Raw genomic sequence first — 23,997 nt, forward strand, 5'->3', positions numbered from 1 at the left:
CGTGTTCGGTCACAGGGCTTCGGCGATGCTCATTTCGAGCACTTCGGACGGTCCTTCGTAGATGCGCAGCGAGCGGGTCTGGCGGTAGAGCCGCTCCATCGGACTGTCGGCGACGAGCCCGGCGGCGCCGAAGATCTGGACGGCGGCGTCGACGATCTCGCAGGCGGCCTCGGTGGCGTAGACCTTGGCGCTCGCCGAGGACTCGGCGTAGTCCTCGCCGTTGTCGGCCGCCCAGGCGGCGCGGGCGGTGAGCAGCGAGGACGCCGAGAGCTTGATGCGCATCGCCGCCAGCGAGGATTTGACGAGCTGAAGGTCGGCGAGGCGACCCGCGTAGGCCCGCCGGCCGCGGGCGTGTTCGAGGGCGAGACGGAAGGCGCGTCCGGCGAAGCCGGTCGCCGCGGCGGCGACGGTCATGCGCGCCCGTTCGAGGACATCGAGGGCGACGACGTAGCCGAGCCCGCGTTCGCCGAGGACCGCGTCGGGTCCGACCCGGCAGTCGGCGAAGGTGAGCTCGGCCCACGACCGGGGCGCGATCGCGCCGATCGGCGCGGCCTTGAGCCCGGGGGCGTGGCCGGGGACCAGGAAGGCGGTGAGTCCGAGCGGGCCCGGTCCGTCGCCGGTGCGGGCGAGGACGACGTGCACGTCGGCGATATCGCCCTGCGCGATCCAGGTCTTGACGCCGTTGAGGACGAACCCGTCGCCGTCGGGTTCGGCCTCGAGCGCGACGCCGGCGAGGTCGGAGCCGGCGCCGGGCTCGGACAGGGCCAGCGCTCCGGCGCTGGTTCCGGCCGCGAGGCCCGGCAGGTGCCGTCGGCGCTGCTCTTCGGTCCCGTACCGGGCGATCGCGGCGGCGCTGAGCTCTTGAATGGAGTAGACGAAGTCGGCAAGGTCCTCGTGGAAGGCGAGCACCTGCCTTCTGACGCAGACGGATCGGAGCTCAGAGGAGGGCCGGTCGGCGCCGAGGTGCCGCAGCCAGCCGGCGTCGCCGATCTCGCCGAGCAGGGCACGGCACCGATCGGCGGGGGCGGTCGCGGCGGGGTCGGCCCAGTCGGGGGCACGCTCGGCGCACCAGCGGTCGAGGCGCTCGGCCAGGTCGCGGTGTCGGTCCTCGAACAGCGGCAGGCGCAGGACTTCGGGCTCGAATGCGGCGGCACTCATCGCGGACCTCCTCAAATGACCAGTTCGGCGGACGGTTCCGGTGCGGCCTTGAGCCGGTTCACCAGATCGACCTCGAGGTGGTACGCGAACGAGGCGTAGCCGCGCCACACCCGCCGCCACCGTCGCCGCACTTCTTCCCGGCCGCTGTGGCGGGCGACGTCGTCGAGGTGGACGTTGACGAGGTCGACCGACTGGCGGGCGTGCCCGGAGGAGAAGTTGTCGATGGTCAGGTGCGCCTCTTCGTAGACGGTGTCGAATCCCCAGCGGCGCAGCTTCTGGATCTCGTGCAGGCGCATCTCGCCGAGCCCGAGCATCTCGATGCCGAGGTTGTAGCCGACGATCTCGTCGTAGAGGGAGTCGGGGAACAGCGCCAGGCTGAGCTGGTGGATCGGGAAGGCGTAGACGTCGGGCAGTTCGGCCTGGTCCTTGAACTGTTCGCTGCGGAGGTGCGGGAGGTGGACGTCCATGCTCTCCAGGACCCGTCGGATGAGGGTGATGTGGTTCTTGGCGACGTCGCCGCGGCCCATCTCGTCGGCGTAGATGCCCAGCAGCATGCCGTCGGCGCGGCGCTCGTAGCGGCCGAGGCCGCCGATGCGGTGGACCCAGGCGCCGTCGACCATGCTGCCGAACGCGGTGAGTTTCTGCCCGAAGACGACCTCGTCGCGGCCGGGGATCTCCTCGAGCCTCCGGTAGGGCTCGACGAGCTTGCGCCAGTAGATCGACTCGGCCCGCTCCAGGAGCGCTTCGGGGCTGTACTCGAACCAGGAGGCGTCGGTGTAGCGCCCTTCGCCGCCGTGGTCGAACAGGATCTCGGCCTCGGTCAGGCCCTGCTCGGCGCGTTCGCGTGCGAGCGGGAGGACGTTGGGGAACTGTTCGACGTTGACCAGGCGGTAGAACAGCTCCCGGTCGTCGAGGGCGCCGGACGGTTCGAACACGAGACGGCCGGGCGCCGGTCCGGCGGCGATACGGTCGTGCCAGCGCCAGGCCGCAGCGTCGCCGGCCTCATTGGCCGAGAGCGTGATCCGGCCGCGCTCCCCGGCGTTGACGGCGTCGATCCATTCGGCGAACGTCGCGGCCTCCTCGGCGTCGAAGATCCCGAACATCGGCCCGCCGAACTTGATGGCCTCCATGAACCGGACGGTGCCGTCGGAGCGGGGGCGCAGGTGACGGGAGGAGGCGAGCGCGTCGAGGAACGCGGCGAGGTCGGCCCGATCGGGGTCGGCGAACCAGTCCGTCAGGAGTCGGCCGCCGACCTTGACCTGCTTGTGCTGCTTGCCGGCGAAGGGCATGTGGCGGGCGACGATCGCCGCGACCTTGTCGTCGAGCGACAGGTGCTCGATCCAGGAGGCGAAGGCATCGGCCATGTCGAGGTGCTCCTCCTCGAGGGCGAGCACGGCCGCGACCGCGCGCCGGAGGCGGTTCCAGTCGTCCTCGCCGGTGGGCGAGCCGTCGCACAGCCGCCGGTACTGGTCGAGGACGGCGAGCAGCTCGGTCTCGGCGACGGCGGGTTCGTTGCCGAGCAGGCGGTCGTCAGCGCCGAGGAGGAAGTACGCGCAGTGGACGCCGATGACTTCGGGGAGATGGGTGGCCGAGACCAGGGACAGGGCGGCGTAGAAGGCGGCGTGGACGGCGGTGAGCGGCCTGGTCTCGGATCGGTGGGTGAAGTCGGCGGCGCGCAGCGGCGGCAGGTGGATGCCGGCGGCTTCCAGGGTGCGGCGGCGCGCCGATTCGAGGGAGTCGGTGATGACGCCTTCGCCCTTGAGGGCGAGGTGGTGGGCGCCGAGGCGGTTCACGATGACGGCGGGTTCGGTGGCGGGCTGGGAGACCATGTCGAGCCAGGAGCCTGCGATCAGCGCGAGCGGCGCGCGCTGGCGCACGAGCCGGTTCCATGCCGGGCCGCCGCGGTGGTGGTCGATGCGCGCCCGGATGGCTGCGCGCCGGTGCACGATGAGTTCGGCCGGGTCGGTCGCTGCGTGGTCGGGGGCCGCGCCCAGCACGGCGTCGGCGATCCGGATCGCGAGGAGGCGCGCCTTCTGGGATTCGGCGTCGGTGAGCAGGCGCTCGAGCCACACGCGGGGTTGGCGGGCGAGGACCGCCTCGGCGGCGTCGCACGCTTCCGGGGCGAAGTGGTGGGGGCGGATCGGCAGGGAGGTCGTCGTGTCGAGGCGCGGCTCGGTCTGGTGTTCGGCGGCGTTGCGCATGGTTCGCTCCGGTGGGTGGCTACTTCGGGGTGCGGGTCGGGGCGTGGCGGCGGAGGAGTACGGCGGCCCGCATGCCGGGCACGCTCGACGCGAGGAGATAGGGGGCGCCGTCGCGGAGCTCGCCTGCCTCGGCGAGGTCGGCCAGGTTGATCAGCGGGTCGGCGGCGAAGCAGTGTCCGAATCGGGTGATGTTGGCGAGGTGCAGCTGCTCCGGGGCGAAGCCGGCCTGCGCCTCCTTCAGGGAGACCAGGGGCGGGTAGAGGTTGTTGTGGAGGACTCGTGCGATGTCGCCCGGTCCGACGCCGGTGGCGCGGCGCAGGCGCTCGTTGACCTCGACGGCGAGCTCGGCCGAGAGCTGGCCGGCCGGCTCGGCGACGGCCAGGTCCTGTGCCGCGGCCGCGGCCGCGATGCGGAAACCGTCGCCGCGCTCGTCGGGGGTGACGAGGCAGCTCGCGGCGCCGTCGGAGAACAGCGCGAAGTTCTCGATGCGGTGGGGCTCGTGTTGGATCCGGTCCGCGGTGATGACGAGGGCGGTCCGGGTCTGTCCGGAGTCCGCGGCGGCGCTGGCCGCACGCACGGCCAGCAGCAGGTTCGCACACCTGGCGAGGCTGACGCCGGTGACGGCCGCCCGGCGCAGGCCCAGGCCGCGCAGGACCCGAGCGGTGAGGGTGGTCTGGGCGTCGAGCGAGGTCGGGAACGCGGTCGAGCACAGGTACAGGTCGTCGACGTCGTCGGGCGCGACGCCGGCGCGATCGAGCGTGGCGCGGCCTGAGTCGACGGCCAGTTCGGCGGTGTCCCTCTCGGTGCGGCGGACCCGGCCCCATCCCCAAAGCTCGGGGAGCGGGGCCATCTGGAGCGCTTCGGCGCGTTCGCGCCAGCCTTTGATGGCGTCGTAGGGTTCGGTGATCTCCCCCAGGACATACTGGGGCGCGTTGAGGTATGCCATGAGTCCCGGTCCCCTACTTGCCCATCAGCTCGCGCATGTCGGCCATCGTCAGGGCATCTCGCGTGAATTCGCAGGTGCCGTGCTCCAGGAGTTCGGCGGCCGCCCGTTTGAACGAGCCCAGGGCGGCTCGGGAGAGCGAGGAGCCGAGCGACACCCGGCGGACTCCCAGTTCGAACAGCTGGGGGACGGTGAGGCGGTGACCCGCGCCGAGGAGCACGTTGACGGGGCGATCGACCGCGGCGCAGACGCGGCGGATCGATTCGGCGTCGGGCAGTGCGGGGGCGTAGAGGACGTCGGCGCCGGCCTCGGCGAAAGCCTGGAGCCGCGCGACGGTGTCGTCCAGGTCGGTTATTCCATAGAGGAAATTCTCAGAGCGCGCCGTTATCATGAACGGAAAATCGAGACTTCGAGCCGCCTCGACGGCCGCCTCGATGCGTTCGACCGATTCGCCGAACTGCCGAATCGGGTTATCAATACGGCCCGTAGCGTCCTCAATAGAGCCACCTACTGCACCTATAGATGCCGCGAGACCAATGGTTTCGGCAACTGATTCCGGTGAGTCGCCGAATCCGTCCTCGAGGTCGACCGAGACCGGCAGCGGGGTGGCGACCGCGATCTGGCGGGCGTTGTCGAGGGTCTCCTCACGGGTCACCTCGGCGTTGCGGTCGATCTTGCCGAGCGTGCCGGCGAGGCCGCCGCTGGTGGTGGCGAGCGCACTGAACCCCATGGCGTGCAATATTTTCGCGGTCCCAGCGTCCCACGGGTTCGGGATTACGAAGGGGCCGTCCTCGGCGTGGAGCCTGGCGAAGTCCTCGGCCTTGCGGCGCTGCGCGGATTCGGCTTGAGCGTCGTTCTCGGTGCTGGCGACTCGATCGACTACCATACCTGCGTCTTCCTGTGTATATCCAACCTGGAATTTTCAGGGCGTGTATGGGCACTGTTATTAGGGCCGAGTTGATCTTGAGGTTCTGCGTGTGGCCCGGAGTCCTGCGTTCGAGCCTGGATCAGATTAGCAAAGCTTCGGCACATTGGAGGGATTCGTTCTTCGCCATGCCCCTCGACCGATCGTGGTCCCTTTCGATGCAAGTGTTCCATGATCCTACGGAGCAGTGGGTGTCACAGATGAGAGCACTAGGTGAATTGAGTATAACTGAGCGTGAAGTGATCGGTTTCGGGTGCGATTCAGTCACATGAGCCTCAGATGACGAATCCCGTGCGAATCGATCTTGGAGGAGACGAAGCGAGAGCGTCCGAGCGAGAGTGACGAACACAACACTATGAGCGGCTCAACCGCGGAGCGGGACGGGCTCCTCCTCGGGAGGGCGCACCCGTCCGCGCGAACGCGAGATCGCCACGCCCGCCAGGCACAGGGCGCCGCCGGCGAGGGTCAGCCAGCCGGGCGTCTCGCCGAGGAACAGCCATGACATGACGACCACCAGCGTCGGCACGGCGTACGTGGTCGCGCCCATCCTGCCGGCCGTGGTGTGCTTCAAGGCGTAGGCCCAGGTCATGAACGCCAACGCCGTCGGGAACACGCCGAGATAGGCGGTGTGCAGCGCCGCCGAGGCCGGAGCGGACCCGAGCTGGGAGACCAGTGCCGGGGCGAAGGGCAGGCACAGCACGGTGGCGATGAACACGCCGAACGAGGTGAACTGCAGTGCCGAGGCGTGATGCAGCGCCGGCTTCTGCGCGACCACGCCGATGGCGTAGGTGACGGCGGCGACCAGGCAGAGCAGCACCCCGAGAACGGAGGTGGCCCCGGCGCCGGACATCGAGAGGCTGACGACCGCGACGCCCGCGAACGCGACCGCTATGCCGGTGAACAGTCGCGGCGCGAAGCCCTCCTTGAGGAACCACCCGCCGAGCAGCGCGATGAGGATCGGGCCGATGTTGACGACGAGCGCCGCCGTGCCGGCGTCGACGAGCTGCTCGCCCCAGTTGAGCGCGATCATATAGACGCCGAACCAGAGGACGCCGGCGGTGACGATGCCCGGCCAGGCACGTCGATCCGGCAGGCCTTCGCCTCTGACCGCCAGGGCCGCCAGCAGTACGGCGGCGGCGCAGAGCGACCGTCCCAGGGCGAGCGGGCCGGGGTCGATGTGCTCCCCCACTGCGCGGATCGACACGAACGCCGAAGCCCAGAGGACCACGGTCGCACTCGCGGCGGCGACCGCACGGGGATGGTTCACGGGGATCAAGGGGGCTCCTTCGGGCGATCGGCGCATCACGCGTTCCTACGTCCAATTGCACGAATCGTACCGAATCGGCGTCTCTCGGGACACCCCGCATCGGCGTCGAGCAAGCCCGCTCGGTGTACTCGTGGACCGGAGAAGTCGCCCTCGCCGAACTCGAGCGCGCCTACCGCCGTGACGTCGGAGGAGCACGGCTCCGGCGGATTGAGCCCGATCCCAGGCCGGCGAGTCCACACAGGGCCCGGCGGCCAGGGTCGAAGCCCGGGGCCGCGGTCAACCGTGTTCGCCGAGGAACCGCGCGAGATCGGCGGCGATGTCTTCGGGATGCTCGCCGTTGACGGCATGCGACGCGTCCGGGTAGAGCCGCACATCGCCGTCGTCCAAGGCACGCTCGGCGGTTTCGACCGCGGACGGCGCGTCGTGCATGACCGACTCGCCGGCGATGATCGCCAGGACGGGCAGGTCGAGCCGTTCGAGTTGCTCCTCGCTTATCCGGGACGGCTGGGGCAGGCGGAGCTTGTAGTGCTGCATGCCCGCCTCGATCATCTCGGCCACGGGCTCGTCCTCGACCGGCGCACCGCCGGCGACCCAGGAGTTGAAACCGTCGCGCCATGACCGCGGCAGCCACGGCAGTGCCGCCGGGAGCGAGCGAATGACGGTTTCCAGCGGCATGTCGGCGAAGACGTAGACGGGGTCGATGAGCGTGGCCGTGGCGATCAGTTCGGGCCGCCGGATCGCCAGATTGGTCGCGCTCCAGCCGCCGATGGACATGCCCACCAGGTGAAAGCGGTCTTCGGGCAGTTGTTGGAGCGTCTGGTGGAGCCACAGCGCTTGATCGTCGTCGTTCTCGATCGGCCGGTCCTGGACGCTCATGCCCGGCTCGCCCAGCAGATCGATGGTGTAGACGTCCCCGACCTCCAGGAGGTGGGGAAGGTTGTCCGCCCACACCGGCGAGGCCGAGGAGCGCCCGGGAAGCAGGACCAGCGGCGCGGAGGCGTCACCCGTCCCCGCGAAACGGTAGAGGCGTACGACGCCGTAGTCGGTGCGGACGTCGAGCGTCTCTTCGGGCTCGGGCATATCGGCGAAGGCCTCGGCGTACGCGTCGGCGAACTCGTCGTGCCCCTCAGCGCTCGTCCAGTGCCCGACCGGAGACGGGGTCCTGGCGACGAAGGCGATCGCTGCGACGCCGACCGCCAGCACCGTCAGCACGATGAGCCAACGGCGTCGGCGGCGCGAAGGCGTCTTCTCCTGGTCGCTCATGATGCTCCTAACCGATTGGTAAGTAATTCGACCTTACGGTAGAATGCTGATCATGACAAGAAAAGCGGTCGGAAGTCGCGAGCCCGGGGAGCTGACGCTCACCGAACGCGCGCGCCGCCGGCAACTGATCGATGTGACGATCGAGTTGGTGGCCGACCGCGGATACGCCGGAGCGTCACTGGCGCGCATCGCCGAACGCGCGGGCATCACCAAAGCGGCGGTCCTCTACCACTTCCCGACCAAAGCGGCAGTGGTCGACGCGGCGCACGAGCATGTCCTCACAGCGCTGACCGACCACGTGGCCGCCGCCGTCGAGGCCGCCGACGCGGCGGAAGCACCCGCCGCCTACATCCGGGGGATGGTCGGGCATCTCCACGATCACCCCCGGCACACCCGCATGATCGTGGAGGCGATGAGCAACGGTGAGGGGCGGTACGATCCTGCGGAGCGATGGCGGCCGCTGGCGCGCCTCCTCGGCGAGGCGAAGGACTCCCTCGGCGCCCGTGCCGACCTGGATCTGCGTACCCTCGCGATCATCGTCGGGGGCGCGATCGACGCGATCGTCGCCGAACAGCTCGGCGACCCCGACTACGACACGCTCGCGGCCGCCGACCAACTCGCGGATCTCGTCCGCACCGCCCTGTCCCCCTGAGCGACTCCAGGCCCCTGCCGGCGGGCGGCGGCCGCGGCCGGGCTGCTCGCCGAAGGGAGACCGAGGGGTTTCCAGGAGCGAAGTGAGCTCGGAGGCCGTCTGCTCCTTTATGCTCGGGGCTGCCATCGGAAGACTCGGGCCGCGAGCAGGGCTACTGCCGCGGCTACCGCCGCTCCCGCGACGATCGCCAGGACGATCTCGATCGGCCAGTCCACCGGGCCCTCCCACGCCGCCCGCACCAGGGCCGCCGGAGCGCCTCCGGGGACCAGCAGGTGCCATATTCCCAGGTTCTCGGGCTCGGTCGTCTGCGCCCACGTCATCCCGCCCATGACCGCGAAGAACCCCGGCAGCGCCGTGAACTGCGCGGACTCGGGCGAAGAGGTGAACGCAGCGGTCAGGAAGCCGAAGCCGATCATCATCGCCGAGCACAGCGCGAACCCGGCCGCCAGCAGCACCGGATGTTCGGGGAACGTCCCGGTCACCGCGCTGGTGACTCCGAAGACGAACACGGTCTGCGGCAGCACGAGCAGCACCAGCGGCACGGTCAGACCGGCCACGACGGCGGCGGTCGACGCCGGGGAGGTGCGCAGCCGCTGCAAGTACAGCTGCTGGCGGCGGGCCGCCAGTGTCATCGTCACGGTCATGAAGACGCCGAACAGCTGCAAGAACACCAGCTGCATCGCGGCCAGCGCGCCCGGCGCGGCCAGGTAGCCGACCTCGAACTCGATCAGGACCAGCGCGAACACGACAGGGACGATCGTCGCCGAGATCAGGACCGTGCGGTTGCGCGCGATCAGGCGGAACTCGGCGGCGGCGAGCAGCGACCACGCCGGGCGAGCGGGCCGAGCGGAGCGGAGGTTCGCGGTGGTCATGTCAACGCTCCTGTTCGGCATGGGTGTCGAGTTCGGCGAAGACCTCGTCGAGGCTCGCGGGGTTCGCTTTCAGGCCGCCCAGCTCGATGCCTTGGAAGTCGGCCCAGGTCAGCAGCCGGTGGAGGTCATGCTGGAGATCGTCGGTGCGCACCGCGACGGCCCCGTCCTCGAACCTGACACGGCCGGACAGCCGCGGCAGGTCGAGCGCGCCGAGGTGCTCGGGCAGGCGAGCGGTGATCAGCGAGCCGTGGGAGGAAGTGACCTCCTCGACGGTCCCGAAGCGGACGATCCGGCCCCGGTCCATGATCGCGATCCGCTCGGCCAGTTCGGTGGCCTCGTCGAGGTAGTGCGTCGTCAGCAGCACGGTGGTGCCCTCGGCGGCGAGTTCGCGCAGCAGCGCCCAGGCGCTGCGCCGCGAGGTCGGGTCGAGGCCGGTGGTCGGCTCGTCGGCGAAGAGCACGCGCGGCCGGACGGCCAGGGCCATCGCCAGATCGAGGCGGCGGCGCTCGCCGCCGGAGAGCGCCCCGACGCGGGTGGAGGCGCGGCCCGCGAGGTCGACGCGTTCCATCAGCGCCCCGGGCTCGCCGCGGCGGCCGTGCAGGTCGTTCCACAGCCGCAGCGTCTCCAGGGCGGTCAGGTCGGCGGCGAAGCCGGTGTCCTGACCGATGACGGCGACCTCGGAGGCGAGGCGGCGACGGTGCCTTCGCGGATCGAGACCGAGGACGCTGACGCGGCCCTCGTCGGCGCGGCGCGCTCCGTGCAGGGCCTCGATGGAAGTGGTCTTCCCGGCGCCGTTGGTGCCGAGCAAGGCGAAGAGCTCGCCTTCGGGGACTTCCAGGGTCAGGCCGTCAACGGCGGTGAAATCTCCGTAGCGGCACGTCACATGCTCGGCGCGGATCGCCGTGGCAGTGCCCGCGGCCGTGTGGTCGACCAGAGGGAGCGGTGTCGGATTCATGCGTTCCACGATCGTCGGTGCGCGGCGCGGCCGGTAGTGAGGGAACCGCACCGATGCGCGTGGCGATGTCCATCGTCCGCGTTACTTTTGTCATTTCGCCGCCCCGGATGGTTCAATCTCGGGGTGTCAACCCTCCTCGACCTCCCGGTCCGCGACCTGAAGCGACTCCACCGGTACACCTACTGGACGCTCATCTCGTCCGGGCCGGCCGGCCTGTCCGTCGCGCTGCTGTTCCTGGCCGGCGAGGCGCCTTCCAGCCAGGCGCTCCTGTGGATCACGGTCGCCGGGCTGTTCGTGTCGCTGGGGCTCGCGACCGCGGTGCTGTGGCTGTTCATGGAGCACGGCGGTATCCGGCTGCGGCGGCGGCTTTTGTGGACCGGGTGGGCCGTGGTCGCCGTCGGATTCGGCGCGGGGCTGTTCGAGACGCCGGTGACCTCATCGTGGATCGTGCCGGTGGCCCTGCTGGAGACGGGTCGGCTGCTCGCGGGCGGGCCGGGCGGCTACCTCCGCACGACCGCGATCTCCTGCGCGACCGTGGCCGCGGGCACGGTCGCTCTGGTGGCCCTCGGTCTGACCGACGCCGCGGGACTGATCCTGGCGCTCGTCATGGTGCCCGCAGTCCAGGCGGGCGTGGTCTGCCAGTGGTGGTTCTACGAGGTCGCCGAGCGGCTCGACGAGGCCAGAGGCATCGCCGGGGAACTCGCCGTCGCCGAGGAACGGTTGCGCTTCGCCGCCGAGCTCCACGACGTCCAGGGCGGCCACCTCCAGGTGATCACGCTCAAGGCGCAACTGGCCCGCAGACTGGTCGAGGCCGACCCGAGGCGGGCCGGCGCCGAGATCGAAGCGGTGGAGGAACTGGCGCGCGAAGCGCTCAAGGACATCCGGGCGGTCGTGTCCGGCTACCACAAGGTCACCCTCGCTCACGAGATCGACTCGGCGGCGCGAATACTGCGGTCGGCCGGCATCCAGGCCGCCGTGCGCACCGGGCCGAGTCCGCTCGACGAGCGCGCCGAGCATCTGCTGGGGCTGCTGGTGCGCGAGGCCACCACGAACATGCTGCGGCACGCGCGAGCGCGGGCGGCCGAACTGGCCGTCAGCGCCGACGACACGCGGCTGACCGTCACCGTCGCGAACGACGGAGCGCGAGAGGCCAAGGGCGGCCCGCGAGGCAACGGGATCACGATGCTCGCCGAGCGGTTCGCGGAGGCGGGCGGGAGCGTCGACCACGAGCGGCGCGACGGTAGGTTCACCCTGACCGGCACGCTGCCGCGCAGACCAGAGGGGGCCACGTGATCAAGCTGCTCATCGCCGACGACGAGACCCTCGTCAGGGAGGCGCTGGCCGCGCTGCTGGACCTGGAGGAGGACTTCGCCGTCGTCGCGCAGGGTTCGAGCAGCACCGAGGCGGTCGCGCTGGCAGAACGGCACGTCCCGGACATCGCCGTGCTCGACCTGGAGATGCCGCCGCAGGACGGCCTGTGGGCCGCCGCCCAGATCCGCGAGCGCCGCTTGGACATCCGGATCATGCTCGTGACCAGGCACGCCAGGCCCGGGGTGCTGCGCCGCGCCCTGGCGGTCGGAGTCCAGGGCTTCGTCCCCAAGACCACTCCGGCCGACCGCCTCGCGCAGATCATCCGCGACGTGGGCTCCGGCAGCCGCTACATCGATCCCGAGATCGCCGCCTCGGCCTTGACCGAGAACGAGTCCCCGCTGACCGATCGGGAACTCGAACTGCTGCGCGCGACTCGCGGCGGGGGCACGATCGATGAGATCGCCGCCGAGCTGCATCTCGCGCCCGGGACCGTCCGCAACTACCTGTCGACCGCGATGCGCAAACTCGGCAGGCGCACCCGCCATGCCGCGGCCCAGCACGCTTGGGAGCAGGGCTGGATCTGAACCGGCCCGGACGGCGTCGAAAGTCGGCTGAGCCTAGGTGAGCCGCTGCTGGAGCCGGACGGTCACCTGCTCGCCGGCCGCCCCCTTCCCGATGAGTTTGCACAGCGCCGCCCGGACGGGCAGCCAGTGCGGGCCCTGGCCGGAGGGCATGAGCGTGGCGGCGAACTCGTGGCCGTCCATGGTGCCGGTGACCTTGACGGCGCGGCGGGTGCCGAGCAATTCGGCGGAGTCGGGGACGGTGAGAAACGTGGGGAACGAGCCGTCCTTCTCGATCGGCGCGGTGAACGTGTAGTCAAGTGGCTGCGGTTCGGTGCTCATGGCGGTTCCTTCGGTGAGGCGCGGTGGCCGCCCGCGGCGCGGGGAGGCCGAGGGCGGCGGTTTCACCGGTAAGGACGAGGCGGGTGACGCGGATTCATCGCCGAGCGTTCCGAGGAGCGGTTCCCGCGGGGCGCCGGGGGCGGTCACGACAGCAGCCGCCCGGCACGCGGGACCGACATGCCTCTTATATTGATGTACTTGACTTTATATATGGGTTGTCGATAGTCTCAAGCCGTCGACCTCAATCGTCCCAAGAAGTCCGAGCAGCAGTGTTATCGATATCACCGCTCCACGTCCACTCGGGTCGCGCCCTCGGAGCCAAGGAGAACGCCATGCCCAGAATCCTCGCCATAGGCGCTGCCATCGCGCTGGCGCTGACCGTCGCGCTCGGCGGAGCGACTCCAGCCGCGGCCGACCACCATCGAACCGACGGGACCTCCGTCAGTTTGGCCGCCCTCCACTCCGGCAAGTGCGCCGACGTGATCAGCGCCTCCACCGCCGACGGCGCCGAGATCGGACAGTACGACTGCAACGGGGGCCTGAACCAACTGTGGCGTATGAACGACCTCGGAAACGGCTATGTCGAGCTCACCGCTCGCCACTCCGACAAGTGCCTCGACGTCAACGAGGCTTCGACGTCCGACGGCGCCAGGGTCATCCAGTGGAGCTGCAACGGCGGGACCAACCAGCAGTGGCAGGTCCAGGACGCCGGGGAGGGGCAGGTGCGGCTCATCGCTCGCCATTCCGGCAAGTGCCTGGGGGTGCTCGACGGATCGACGGCGAACGGCGCACGGCTCCAGCAGGGGAACTGCGACACCGGTGACGGCCGGCAGTGGGAGCTGCGTCTGGCCTCGAATCCGGCGCTGCCCGGCCTGTTCGCCGATCCGAACCTCGTCGTCTTCGACGGCACGTACTACCTGTATCCGACCACCGACGGATTCCCCGGCTGGTCCGGCACCCAGTACCGAGCCTTCTCGTCCACCGACCTGGTCCACTGGACCGACCACGGCGTGATCCTGGACGTGGCCGAGGACGTCGCATGGGCCGACGACTCGGCATGGGCTCCCGCGATCGCCGAAAAGAACGGAAAGTACTACTTCTACTTCTCCGGCGGGCGGACCAGCGGCGACACGCGAAAACAGCTCGGGGTGGCGGTGTCGGATTCGCCGACCGGCCCGTTCAGGGACGCCCTCGGCCACCCGCTGGTCTCGGCCGGCGCCTACGCGGGCCAGATGATCGATCCAATGGTCTTCACCGACACCGGTGGCCGGTCCTACCTGTACTGGGGTCAGGGCTCTTCGCACCAGGTGCCGCTGAACGACGACATGGTTTCCTTCGACGCCGCGCAGGTGCGCACCTACAAGCCCGCGAACTACAACGAGGGCGGCTTCGTGATCAAGCGCGGGAGCACCTACTACTTCATGTGGTCGGAGAACGACACCCGCTCGGAGGACTACCGGGTCGCCTACGCCACCGGTTCCTCGCCGACCGGTCCGTGGAGCGACCGAGTCGGGGTGATCTTGCAGAAGGACCTGAGTCAAGGGATCAAAGGCACCGGCCACCACTCGGTGATCCAGGTCCCCGGCACCGATCGGTGGTACATCGCCTACCACCGGTTCGCCATACCCGATGGCGACGGCACCCATCGGGAGACCATGATCGACCGCCTGCACTTCGAGCCGGACGGCTCCATCCGCCCAGTCGTCCCGACCATCGAGGGCATCGACCCGATCTGAGCCCGGCGTCCCGGACGGACACCGGGCCGCAGGCGGGGGCCGTCAGGTCCCCGCCTGCGCGTCCGTGGACAGACCGACGTGGGCGCCGACGCCGTCGCCCCCGGGCCCACCGAAAGCGAGGCGCTCACCGCGGCGGGATTGGCCGAAGCCGACGTCGAGGCCATCACACGCGACGAAGCGGCCCGCATCCCGCTGGGCCGCCGCGGTGAACCCGAGGAGGTCGCCGCCTGGATCCTGCGCCTCGCCGACCCCGCCACCACCTGGATCACCGGACAGGTCCTGACCGTCGACGGCGGCCTCGACCTCACCTGATCGACACGGCAGACGTGACCCGCGAAGCGCTCCTCCCCCTCGGCCGCGCACTCGTCTGCTGGAGACCGCCCCGGACGAACAAGCAAGGAGCACTAAGGCCCTGCGGTCTCCGCGGGAAGCAGCGACCGGGTTCTCGCCGGCACCCAGTCGGGAAGCGAGTCGAGGACGTCGGCGAGGGTGACCGCGGCGAGGCTGCGCCTCCATGCCTCGTGGGCCTCGGCCATCTTCACCGCGAGGATGCAGGTGCTGCGACAGTCCTCGGGCGGCAGAGCGCCGCGGCCCTGCTGACGGATCTCGCGGCATTCGTAGGGCGAGGCACCGCCGTCGACCGCCTCGACAATGTCGAGCAGGGAGATCGCCTCGGCCGGCCGAGCGAGCCGGAATCCGCCTCTCGGTCCCGAGGTGGCGGTCAGCACGCCCGCCCTGACCAAAGCCTTGAGCTGCTTGGCGAGATAGGCGGGCGGCAGGTCGAAGTACTCGGCCAGCTGCGAGGTCGAGGCCGACACGTGCGGTTCGAGCTGGGCGAGCGAGGCGGCGCAGTGCAACACCCATTCAGTGCTTGCGGGCAACTTCACGATCCCATCATATCGTAGATATTGCGGACCTATGAAGTCCACGATAGGCTCACGGCGTAGCCATCAGAAGGAGGACCGATATGAGACTCGCGATCGCGGGCGCCACCGGGAACATCGGGACACGCACTGCCGACGCCCTTGAACGCGAAGGACACGACGTTGTCCGCATCAGCCGCTCACGAGGGGTCGATCTGCTCACGGGCGAGGGCCTCGATGAGGCGCTTACCGGCGTCGAGGCGGTCGTCGACGCCACCAATGCCCCGCCGCTCGACCGCGACGGCACAGTGTCCTATTTCGAGGCGGCCACTCGGCACCTGCTCGAGGCCGAAGCCCGCGCCGGGGTCCGCCATCATGTGCTGTTGTCGATCGTCGGCGTCCACCGCGTCGAAGGGAACGATCACTACTACGGCAAACGAGAACAGGAACGTCTGGTCGAAGCCGGTCCGGTGCCGTGGACGATCGTCCCGGTCACCCAGTTCCACGACTTCGCCGAGATGGTCGCCGGTTGGACCGAGCAGAACGGCACCGCCGAGATCGCCCCGCTGCTGGTACAGCCGATCGCCCCGGACGACGTCGCCGACGTCCTCGCCAAGGTGGCCCTGGACGGTCCGCGGGGACGTCACGCCGACGTGGCCGGACCCCAGACGCAGGACCTGGTCGACATGGCCCGGCGGACTCTTCAGGCGAAGGGCCGCGATATCAGGCTCGTCCCGACCTGGTCGGGCGTGTTCGGGCCCGAAATGGCCGGCGAGGTGCTGCTGCCGGCTCAGCCGGCGCACCTGGCGGCGACCAGCTTCGAGCACTGGCTCGCCGCTCAACACTGAGCCTCAGCCGTCTTCCGCCGGCGGCGGGCTCCTCCGCTCGTCGCCGAGCCCCGGAGACCACCCGGGTGGGCCGTGTCGCCGACCCGGGTGGTCGAGCCGGTCGCACGCCCCGACATGGCCGCGCTGCCCGCGCCGGCCACGAGCACCAGCGCGGTCGCATCGCCACAGTCCTGCAAGGGCGTTCCGTCGACTCCGTCGTCGGGGGCGATCGCGCCCGACGACGGAGCACGCCGCAGGCCCTGCGCTCACTCCGCCTTGCGGTTCGAGCCCCAGTCGAGACCGTCCACGAAGTGGACGTCGTACCGCTCGTGAATCCGCGCCGCCTCCTGTTCGGGCAGCTCCCCGCGCAGGAGCTCGCCGAGCATCCGGAAGTACTCGAACCTGTCGACACCGGGGACCAGAGTGATGAGGACATCGGCGGGCGCCTCCTCACCCGCGGCGAAGGCGTGCGTGGCTCCAGCGGGAACGACGGCGTATCCGCCCCTGTCCAAGGTGAACGCCTCGGTCTCGATGAGCATGCTGAGCGCCCCATCGATGACGTAGAACGCCTCTGCGGATCGCTCGTGGTAATGCGGCTTCGCGCCCGGCGCGCCGGCCTCCAGCGCGAGACGGTTCGCGCCGAGGAGGCTGCCGGTGTGACTGCCATCGGCCAGGAGCCAAAGGTCCGGCGAGGAAAGTGTTTCGGCGTCCCGCTCTTGGATCACCCAGGGGCTGTTGAAGGTCACGACGACTCCAATCTAATTGAATTCTTCAACTACACTACGCTCATGTAGTTGAAGATTTCAACTGTTAGGCTGTACTGGTGACCGAGTGGTTGGACGAGCAGCAGCAACGCGACTGGCGCGCTTTCATCGAAGGGTCGATCCGCTTCATCGACATGCTCGACGGCCGCCTGCGGGAGCGGCACGGCCTGACACTGGCGGAATTCGAGGTCCTCGTCCGGCTCTCGGAGGCGGCGGACGGGTCGATGCGGATGGCCGAACTCGCCGAGCTGGCCTACTACTCGCGCAGCCGGCTGTCCCATCGCGTCAGAGGGCTGGAGGAGCGGGGCCTGGTTCGCCGAATGGCGGTCGCAGCGGACAAGCGCGGCGTAGCGGCCGGACTGACCGAGGCGGGCTTCGCGCTCCTCGAAGCCGCCGCCGAGGACAATCTCCGAACGGTTCGATCCCATTTCGTCGACGTGGTCGATCCGGAGGATTTCCGAGCCGTAGGCCGGGCGATGCGAGCGGTCGGCGACCGCCTGGATCAATGAGGCGCCTCCCGGATCGGCATCCCCATACGTGCTCACGGTGCTCGACTGACCGCCGGCGTTCGCGCTCAGCCGCCGACTGATACCGATCGACGGACCGCTCCGCCCGAATCCGGCCGCCGATACCGGCAGGCGAGCTGCTCCATGCGCTACACCGCCCGTGATGCTCGCCGGTCTGCCGCGAAGCGCTCGCACGAAGCAAATGCCCTATCGGAATCCACTGCGGGGCTGCGATACTCGATACACCTCACCCTAATGGAGGACAATTGAAACGGCTTTCTCAAGCCTGCGCAGCCGTGGTGGCAGCGACCCTGCTCACCGCGCCCGCAGCACAAGCGGAACCGAACCCCGCCCCCGACACCGCCGACGACTCCGGAGCTCCCCAAGCGCACGCGTTCGACGCGGCCATCGCCGAGGAGTTCGCTCAGAACCAGGAGCATCCCTCCCCAACCGGGGAGGCCGACTTCGGGCCCGATGAGCACCTCCTTCAGGCGCACCGTAGCGGCGAGATCACCACCGCCGAAGCGGTCGAGTACGGCCTCGCCTCTTTCACCGCCCCTGAGACGGTCCCCGAGGAGCTGCGTCCTACCGGCCCGATCGAGGAGCCCGAACGCTACCTCGCCTACCTATCGGCCCAAGGCGCCGAGATCGAAGGCGAGGACAACCCCCTACGGCAGACGATCACCGCGCCCGAGTCCTCGGCGGCACAGGTCGACGACTGCGACTCCTCGCTCGAATACAACTTCCACGACTACGAGTGCCAGGCGTTCGTCGACGACTTCGTGTTCCTCTACGACATCAAGGACCACCCCGGCGACGAGCGGGGAGTCCCAGCCGACGCCGGCCCCAACGGCCGCCCCACGGCGGTGGTCGACATGATCAACGCGATCGACGAGGCCCAGGAGGCGTTCCGGGAGCTGGGTTTCGATGTCGACCCCGGCTCGGGACCCTGGGGCGTCGTGGTGGGCCTGAACGAGACCCAGGAAGGATGGTTCCAAGGCCACCCGTTCGCGTTGCCGTTCGGCATCAACGACCAGCCGATGATCGTTCTCCCCTCCGATCCGGGACTGGACGATGAGGACAACTACGACTACGTGCCCCGGCACGAGTTCTTCCACCTCGTGCAGTACCAGTACTGGGACACCGGCGAAACCGGTTGGACCTACCTGCTGAACTGGATGGGCGGCGCCGCGTTCAAGTCCATGAACTGGTGGATGGAGGCCACCGCCGAATGGGCCGCGGTCCAGTCGTACCGACTCCAGGACTGGGACCCCGCCAATTCCGACGCGGCCGAACTGTACGCCCGCAACGTGGACACGTTCCTGTCCGACCCGGGGCGGGCGCTGAACGGCGCCGGGGAGCTGGGCGCCCCGCGCCAGTACGGCGCCTTCGTGCTCCCGGTCTACCTGAGCGAACGCACCGACCGCTCGTTCGTGCGGCGCACCTGGGAGCGAATAGCCTCCCACGACGTCTACCCCATCGCCGCTATCGAGGCGACGCTGGCCGGGTACGGCCTCGACCGCGATTCGACCCTGCTGGGATTCGCGGTCGCCAACTACCGGCTCGCCGCCGAACAGAGCGGCGCGCCGCCCAACCCCATGGCCGGCTACGGCTACGCCGATCCGGACAAGGACCTGTGGCGCCGAAACCTGGGCTCGGACGGGACCGACGACCACATCCTCGGTCTGGAGCGACCGACCCGGACGGCGCGCACGGTCCCGCTCGGGCACGATGAGACCTACACCTCCACGATCGAGCCGGGCGGGTCGGCCTACTTCGACTTCTCGGCCGCCGAGGACTCCGGCGATCCCTCCGACGGCTACGAGTCGACGCTGACCATCGCCACCGCTGACCGCGACGACATCGAGTACGTGGCGCTCGTCTGGTCCCCGGTCGGCAGTCCCGGATCGCTCGCGGAGTACCCGACCGTCGCGCGCGCGGTCTACCCGGATACGAACAACGTCATCACCGTCCCCGATTTCGCGCACCCCATGGTCGTCACGCTCGTCGCCACCCGCACCGACCTCGACCACGACTCGGTCGAGGCCGACAACGACGGCCGCGACTACTCCTGGCGGGTGCGCGCCCTCATTCCGCTGGACAAGCGCTCGTGCAACCTGTCGGACCTGAATGTGGGCAACCTGCAGACCGGCGCCGCGCCCGAGCAGCGGTTCCTGGACTACGCGGAGAGCACCCCGAACGGCTGGACCGGCGGCGACTCCACCTATTCGGTGCGCCTGCCCGACGGCGACCTGCTGTGGCTCTTCTCGGACACGTTCCTCGGGCCGCTCAACGACGACGGCACCAGACCGACCTCCGCACAGCTGGTCAACAGCACCTTCGTCAGACAGGACGGGAACTCGCTGTCCACCATCCACGGAGGCACGGCGGCCGATCCGGCCGCGATCATGCCCCCGTCCGAAGCCGACCACTGGTTCTGGCTCGGCGACGGCATGATCTCGCGCCAGAACGGCATCGACTATCTCCAGGTGGTGTACCAGGAGTACTACCGGTTCGGTTCAGGCTCATGGGACTGGGGCTTCAAGCGCAACGTCGTGGCCACGTTCTCCCTCGGCGACCTGAGCACGCCGCTGCGCGTCGATGAACTCCCGTCGCAGGCGGGCGCCTGGGGCTCGGCCCTGCTGCCGGCCAGCCAGTCCGGTGACGGCTACACCTACGTCTACGGGCTCGCCGACGCACCCACCGACAAGAAGCAGCGCATCGCCCGCGTCCACGGCTCGAATCTCAACGCCGTCGACAAATGGCAGTACTGGACCCCGGACGGGTGGACCGCCTACGAGTGGGACGCCGGCATCGGCCTCAACGGGATCGCGAACGAGTACTCCGTGACCAAGTGGAACGGCCAGTACGTCATGGTCAGCCAGGACTCGACGGAGGCGTTCAGCAACAAGGTGTACGCGTACACCTCGTGCTCGCCCGCCGGTCCGTTCACGAACCAGAGCCTGGTCTTCTCGATGCCCGAAACGGGGCCATGGGGCAGTTACGGGGACGAGGACGTCTTCGCCTACAACCCGCACATCCACCAGACACTGAGCTCGGGCAACACTTTCACGCTCTCGTACAACGTCAACCACTTCGACACCACCGTGGGCCCGGAGGGCGCCCACTACCGCGACCCCAGCATCTACAAACCGAGGTTCATCACCTTCACGCTCTCCTGAGCTGACGGGTTCCGGCGGGGACGGGGCTCCTGAGCTCCGCCTCCGCCGGCCAGTGCGAGCACGGCCCAAACGATCCTTACGATGTCGAATCGGCATGATCAAAGGAGAACCGAGCCTGTTCCCACACCTGGCACCGGCAGCTTCGCGAAGCTGGGATCGCTTGGACTCGCCGCCATTCTCGTAGTGTGCCGAGCAGCTACTCAGAAGGTCGAACCCGACCTGCTGGCCGAGATCGATACCGAAGGCGCTCCTGCTCGTCCACGGGTCCGCCGCGTCGGCCCGCTCGTGGGACGCCCTGTGCCGTTGCCGACGGACTCCCATCGCGTCATCCGGATCGACCTGCTCGGGCGCGGCCGGTCGGCCGAACCCGGGAGCATGGGCTGCGAGGTCCGGTTCCGAGCGCGCCATAGTGGTCGGCCATTCCAGCGGCGGCATGGTCGCCGCCGCTCTCGCCGAGCAACGACCCGACTTGGTGATCGCGCTCGCGCTCGTCGACACCGGACCTCGGCTGGACGCCTTCATCGCATCGGGTTCCGCGGGACTTTGTCAGGCGGCAGCAGTCGCGCGGACCTTGCCTCGGCCCCTCCGGGCGATCTGGAGCACCAGGCCGACCAGCGGGATCCCCAACGCCATGATCGGGAACAGCACGAAGTTGTGCACCCACTCGCCTGAGAACAGCACCGTGCCGGAGGCCGCGATGGCGATCCCGCCGAGGGCGGTGACGCCGTAGAAGATCCGCCGCGTCGGCACCAGCCAGGCCGCGACACCGAAGTACGCCGCCGCGCCCAGGTAGAGCAGGATCCCCACCGGCACTTCGCCGGGGGCGGCCTCACTGATGTAACCGGGGGTGGAGGCCCCCAGTTGCATCGCTATGAGCACCAGCAGGATCGCCTCGGCGAGGTAGGTGTCGAACCGCGGCCGCGGGGATTTCCAGCACACGAGCAGGAAAACTGCCGCAGGCATCGCCAACCAGACCCAGATCAGGGTCTCGGCCACCGGCACGACCCATCCCGCGTCGGTGTTCCCCTTGGAGTGGTCGAAGTACGAGAAGAAGTCGGAGATCCAGGCCGTCACCAAGACGATCCAGGCGACCGAGCGGGCCACGACACTGACCGAGGTCAGCGCCGTGAAGACCGCGACGGCCATGACGAGGGTGTAGGGAATCATCGCGGCGACGGATTCCATCCCCCAGTAGGCGACGGCGAACAGGACGGCCACGAGCGGGCCCCCGATGATCTCGGGATGGCGTCGCAAAAGCGAGCCTCGGGTGTCAGTAACGGTGTTCATGAAGCCAGTATCGACCTCATGCGCAAGGGGTTCCCGACCAAATTCGGACAGTGATTGTAGGACCCCTACAACTGGAGTAGTGCCGGCGCCCGGTTCTGACCGTTGATTTTCTCGGAACTCGCTAAACGACGCAGCCGCCGCCCCTGGCCTACGCCACCTGGATCGACACGTTCCGGAGCGAATACAACCACCAGGCCCACGACGGCGTCCGCACCCCCGCATGGACGCTAATCGCTTCCGCGACGGTCGCTCAACGGTGCGTACCGGTGGCGGGTCGCACCCGGGCGGGCGAGCCTTGACAATCACGACCCGTAGGCAGCCAGGAACGTGCTCGCGGCGGCTTCGGCGATCGTGGCTCGCTCGAGCGAGTCCGGGGTGAGACCGGGATGGAAGAGCGCTCTGTCCTGGCTGGCACCCAACGCGAGATAGGCGAACTGGGATGCGGCCAGGGCGGGATCCGCGGCCGCGATGAGACCTTGTTCGCCCCATCGCTGGAGCGCGGCTTCGATCAGGCCCAGACCGCGGCCCGGGCCCCGCCGGTAGTACTGGTCGGCCAGATCGGGGAACTGCTCCGCTTCGGCGATGACCAAGCGTCGAAGCGAGAGCACGTGCGGCTCCATGACCGCATCGAGATACCGTCGCGCCAGGCGCTGCAGCAGCTTTCGCATCTCGTCCGCGGTCTGGACCGGCGTGTCCACGACTCCGGCGAGCTCCTCGATGATGCGGTTGGAGTTCGCCGTCACGCCGTGTGCGATCTCGCGGAAGAGAGTCTCTTTGTCGGCGAACCGCTTGTACACGGTCTGCTTGGAGACGCGCGCATTCGCGGCGACCTGGTCCATGCTCGTCTTGCTGTAGCCCTGGCGCAGGAACAGGATCAGCGCCGCCTCGGTGATCTGCCGCCGCTTGATCGCCGTCCGCCCCTGGGGCGGGTCGCGCTCTTGCCTCTCCACTGTCTTGCCTCGCCTCCCGCTTCGAATGCACTGCCGCAAATCTAGTACTAGACCGTACAGTACCTATGTAGTACTGTACAGTCCAGCACTACTGCACTCTCGGGAAGGGGTGGGCGCATCATGGAACGCCGGTCGTGGGGCGGTGCGTCATGAAGTTCGACGCCGAGCTCCGACTCAACGGGAAGACGGCCACGGGTGTGCCCGTGCCGGACAGCATCATCGAGGCGCTGGGCGGAGGGCGACGCTCCAAGGTGACGGTCTCGCTCAACGGCCATCGGTTTCGGACGAGCCTCGGCACCATGGCCGGCCAGGTCATGATCCCCGTGAGCGGCGTGGTCAGAAGTGCGGCCGGCATTGAGGCGGGAGACCGGCTCCATGTGGAGATCGCGCTGGCGACTGAGCCCGAGCACGTCGACGTGCCCGAGGATCTGCAAGCGGCGCTCAGCTCCGAACCGGACGCGCACGCGTTCTTCGACGGGCTGACCGCGAGTCAGCAACGTGGTTACACCGAGTGGATCCAACAGGCAAAGAAGGCTGAGACCCGTCAACGTCGACTGGAGCAGACCTTGGACGCCTTGCGTCAAGCCCGCCCGCGTCGATAGCCCTGATCAACGGCCAGGGTGATCGTGCCCTCGAAGAAGATGCTCGTCGATCCAGGCGATCACCGCTCGACGAATCGGCAGAGAGTCGCCGACCGAAAGGCAGCCGCATGCGAAAGATCATCAACTCCACCTACATCACCCTCGACGGAGTCATCCAGAACCCGCAGAACTGGCCGTCCATGGCGGGGGCGTTTTGGTAACCAGGGTAGTCGCGCAGGATCGGCCATCGTGTGCCAAATTCTGTGGCTGGTTTGTGGCGTAAATTTCGACCGGACTATGTGGACAGACCGCGACTCCGTTGCAACCACCGGCGACTTCATGCCCCTCGCCCATCGACGCTTGCATCCAGCCATTGGTCTCAGAACCAGCACTTCGAAGAACTGATCGCAAGTTCGCCTGCGATCTGGTCCGTGTGCGGGTGGGGGCACCGCGGATTCGCTCTTAGATCGGACACGATGAAGTCGCATGAGATTGACAGCGAATCGGGCGCCAAATCGAGGATAAGCCCTACACGCGGCGGATGTGACGTGACGGACACCACCGCAGACTTGACCTCAACTAAAGTTGAGGTGATTGCCTAGGCGGCGTTCCGTCCTCGACCACAGAAGGCAAGCCATGAACGCCACCATCTTCACCGCCGCACCGGCCCCGGTTCGGCCATCCCCACTCACACTCCCCGTCGTGCTCGTCGGCGTGGTACTCGTCGCGATGTCGATCTCCGGAACGGCCATCGCCCTGCCAAGCATCGGCCGCGATCTCGGCACCTCGGGGTCGCCTCTACACTGGGTCGTCGCGGGGTACAACCTGGCGTTCGCGGCCATGACGCTCGTC

The 23,997-nt window shown here is 68.8% G+C and carries 21 protein-coding genes and 3 pseudogenes; 11 read left to right on the forward strand and 13 right to left on the reverse strand.

All coding sequences use genetic code 11. The features are described 5' to 3' along the window. Positions 1–9: 9 nt before the first annotated feature. The 6 genes from ACYVK3_RS12005 to ACYVK3_RS12030 form a co-directional block, all read right to left on the reverse strand. The gene (locus ACYVK3_RS12005) at positions 10–1,158 is read right to left on the reverse strand and encodes an acyl-CoA dehydrogenase family protein (RefSeq protein ID WP_460497551.1); all 1,149 of its coding nucleotides are present in this window, start codon (positions 1,156–1,158) and stop codon (positions 10–12) included. A gap of 11 nt (positions 1,159–1,169) precedes the next feature. Next, the gene (locus ACYVK3_RS12010) at positions 1,170–3,359 is read right to left on the reverse strand and encodes an iron-containing redox enzyme family protein (RefSeq protein ID WP_460497552.1); all 2,190 of its coding nucleotides are present in this window, start codon (positions 3,357–3,359) and stop codon (positions 1,170–1,172) included. 19 nt (positions 3,360–3,378) lie between these two features. Continuing rightward, positions 3,379–4,305, reverse strand: a complete 927-nt coding sequence (locus tag ACYVK3_RS12015; RefSeq protein WP_460497553.1) for a beta-ketoacyl-[acyl-carrier-protein] synthase family protein — start codon at positions 4,303–4,305, stop codon at positions 3,379–3,381. A gap of 13 nt (positions 4,306–4,318) precedes the next feature. Then, complete coding sequence (locus ACYVK3_RS12020; protein ID WP_460497554.1) at positions 4,319–5,188, reverse strand: isocitrate lyase/PEP mutase family protein; 870 nt, start codon at positions 5,186–5,188, stop codon at positions 4,319–4,321. 403 nt (positions 5,189–5,591) lie between these two features. Continuing rightward, positions 5,592–6,530 (reverse strand): DMT family transporter, encoded by a 939-nt coding sequence (locus tag ACYVK3_RS12025; RefSeq protein ID WP_460497555.1) that lies wholly within the window; start codon positions 6,528–6,530, stop codon positions 5,592–5,594. Positions 6,531–6,770: 240 nt separating this feature from the next. Then, positions 6,771–7,757 carry an alpha/beta fold hydrolase gene (locus tag ACYVK3_RS12030; RefSeq protein ID WP_460497556.1) on the reverse strand — a complete coding sequence of 329 codons (987 nt, stop codon included), beginning with the start codon at positions 7,755–7,757 and terminating at the stop codon, positions 6,771–6,773. Positions 7,758–7,809: 52 nt separating this feature from the next. On the opposite strand from ACYVK3_RS12030, the gene ACYVK3_RS12035 reads away from it, so the two are divergent. Further along, entirely contained in the window at positions 7,810–8,409 is a 600-nt protein-coding gene (locus tag ACYVK3_RS12035) for a TetR/AcrR family transcriptional regulator (protein WP_460497557.1), read from the forward strand. 107 nt (positions 8,410–8,516) lie between these two features. On the opposite strand, the gene ACYVK3_RS12040 is transcribed toward ACYVK3_RS12035, so the two are convergent. Together ACYVK3_RS12040 and ACYVK3_RS12045 are read right to left on the reverse strand one after the other, a co-directional pair. Beyond that, entirely contained in the window at positions 8,517–9,281 is a 765-nt protein-coding gene (locus ACYVK3_RS12040) for an ABC transporter permease (RefSeq protein WP_460497558.1), read from the reverse strand. A 1-nt stretch (position 9,282) separates the two neighbouring features. Further along, the gene (locus ACYVK3_RS12045; RefSeq protein ID WP_460497559.1) at positions 9,283–10,236 is read right to left on the reverse strand and encodes an ABC transporter ATP-binding protein; all 954 of its coding nucleotides are present in this window, start codon (positions 10,234–10,236) and stop codon (positions 9,283–9,285) included. Between the two features lie 123 nt (positions 10,237–10,359). Here ACYVK3_RS12045 and ACYVK3_RS12050 point away from each other — a divergent pair, with 123 nt between their 5' ends. Further along, the gene (locus ACYVK3_RS12050; RefSeq protein ID WP_460497560.1) at positions 10,360–11,529 is read left to right on the forward strand and encodes a sensor histidine kinase; all 1,170 of its coding nucleotides are present in this window, start codon (positions 10,360–10,362) and stop codon (positions 11,527–11,529) included. Continuing rightward, positions 11,526–12,131, forward strand: coding sequence for a response regulator transcription factor (locus tag ACYVK3_RS12055; RefSeq protein WP_460497561.1), 606 nt, complete (start codon positions 11,526–11,528; stop codon positions 12,129–12,131). Before ACYVK3_RS12050 ends, ACYVK3_RS12055 begins: the two co-directional genes overlap by 4 nt. Positions 12,132–12,164: 33 nt before the next feature. Here the strand turns inward: ACYVK3_RS12055 and ACYVK3_RS12060 are convergent, their stop codons facing one another. Then, positions 12,165–12,449, reverse strand: coding sequence for a DUF1905 domain-containing protein (locus ACYVK3_RS12060; RefSeq protein ID WP_460497562.1), 285 nt, complete (start codon positions 12,447–12,449; stop codon positions 12,165–12,167). Positions 12,450–12,781: 332 nt separating this feature from the next. On the opposite strand from ACYVK3_RS12060, the gene ACYVK3_RS12065 reads away from it, so the two are divergent. Next, on the forward strand, positions 12,782–14,185 hold the full coding sequence (locus ACYVK3_RS12065) for a family 43 glycosylhydrolase (RefSeq protein ID WP_460497563.1): 1,404 nt from the start codon (positions 12,782–12,784) through the stop codon (positions 14,183–14,185). Positions 14,186–14,263: 78 nt separating this feature from the next. Next, positions 14,264–14,497 (forward strand): annotated as a pseudogene (locus tag ACYVK3_RS12070) (SDR family oxidoreductase); the annotation flags it as partial. A gap of 92 nt (positions 14,498–14,589) precedes the next feature. Here the strand turns inward: ACYVK3_RS12070 and ACYVK3_RS12075 are convergent. Beyond that, positions 14,590–15,072 carry an RrF2 family transcriptional regulator gene (locus ACYVK3_RS12075; protein WP_460497564.1) on the reverse strand — a complete coding sequence of 161 codons (483 nt, stop codon included), beginning with the start codon at positions 15,070–15,072 and terminating at the stop codon, positions 14,590–14,592. Positions 15,073–15,152: 80 nt separating this feature from the next. Between ACYVK3_RS12075 and ACYVK3_RS12080 the strand changes: the two genes are divergently transcribed. Beyond that, positions 15,153–15,896, forward strand: a complete 744-nt coding sequence (locus ACYVK3_RS12080) for an SDR family oxidoreductase (protein ID WP_460497565.1) — start codon at positions 15,153–15,155, stop codon at positions 15,894–15,896. Between the two features lie 245 nt (positions 15,897–16,141). Here the strand turns inward: ACYVK3_RS12080 and ACYVK3_RS12085 are convergent, their stop codons facing one another. Then, positions 16,142–16,621: a cupin domain-containing protein gene (locus ACYVK3_RS12085; RefSeq protein ID WP_460497566.1), complete on the reverse strand. Its 480-nt coding sequence runs from the start codon at positions 16,619–16,621 to the stop codon at positions 16,142–16,144. An 89-nt stretch (positions 16,622–16,710) separates the two neighbouring features. On the opposite strand from ACYVK3_RS12085, the gene ACYVK3_RS12090 reads away from it, so the two are divergent. From ACYVK3_RS12090 to ACYVK3_RS12100, 3 genes and pseudogenes are all read left to right on the forward strand, one after another. Further along, positions 16,711–17,148: a MarR family winged helix-turn-helix transcriptional regulator gene (locus tag ACYVK3_RS12090; RefSeq protein WP_460497567.1), complete on the forward strand. Its 438-nt coding sequence runs from the start codon at positions 16,711–16,713 to the stop codon at positions 17,146–17,148. A gap of 293 nt (positions 17,149–17,441) precedes the next feature. Continuing rightward, entirely contained in the window at positions 17,442–20,327 is a 2,886-nt protein-coding gene (locus ACYVK3_RS12095) for a hypothetical protein (RefSeq protein ID WP_460497568.1), read from the forward strand. A 319-nt stretch (positions 20,328–20,646) separates the two neighbouring features. Then, positions 20,647–20,826 (forward strand): annotated as a pseudogene (locus ACYVK3_RS12100) (alpha/beta fold hydrolase); the annotation flags it as partial. Positions 20,827–20,873: 47 nt separating this feature from the next. Here ACYVK3_RS12100 and ACYVK3_RS12105 read toward each other — a convergent pair. Both ACYVK3_RS12105 and ACYVK3_RS12110 read right to left on the reverse strand, forming a co-directional pair. Further along, positions 20,874–21,614 carry a hypothetical protein gene (locus ACYVK3_RS12105; protein ID WP_460497569.1) on the reverse strand — a complete coding sequence of 247 codons (741 nt, stop codon included), beginning with the start codon at positions 21,612–21,614 and terminating at the stop codon, positions 20,874–20,876. A 302-nt stretch (positions 21,615–21,916) separates the two neighbouring features. Next, on the reverse strand, positions 21,917–22,564 hold the full coding sequence (locus tag ACYVK3_RS12110) for a TetR/AcrR family transcriptional regulator (RefSeq protein ID WP_460497570.1): 648 nt from the start codon (positions 22,562–22,564) through the stop codon (positions 21,917–21,919). Between the two features lie 149 nt (positions 22,565–22,713). On the opposite strand from ACYVK3_RS12110, the gene ACYVK3_RS12115 reads away from it, so the two are divergent. After that, positions 22,714–23,166 carry a YdeI/OmpD-associated family protein gene (locus tag ACYVK3_RS12115; protein ID WP_460497571.1) on the forward strand — a complete coding sequence of 151 codons (453 nt, stop codon included), beginning with the start codon at positions 22,714–22,716 and terminating at the stop codon, positions 23,164–23,166. A gap of 615 nt (positions 23,167–23,781) precedes the next feature. Beyond that, positions 23,782–23,997: pseudogene (locus tag ACYVK3_RS12120) on the forward strand (MFS transporter); the annotation flags it as partial.

It is taken from the genome of Glycomyces tarimensis, assembly GCF_054776215.1.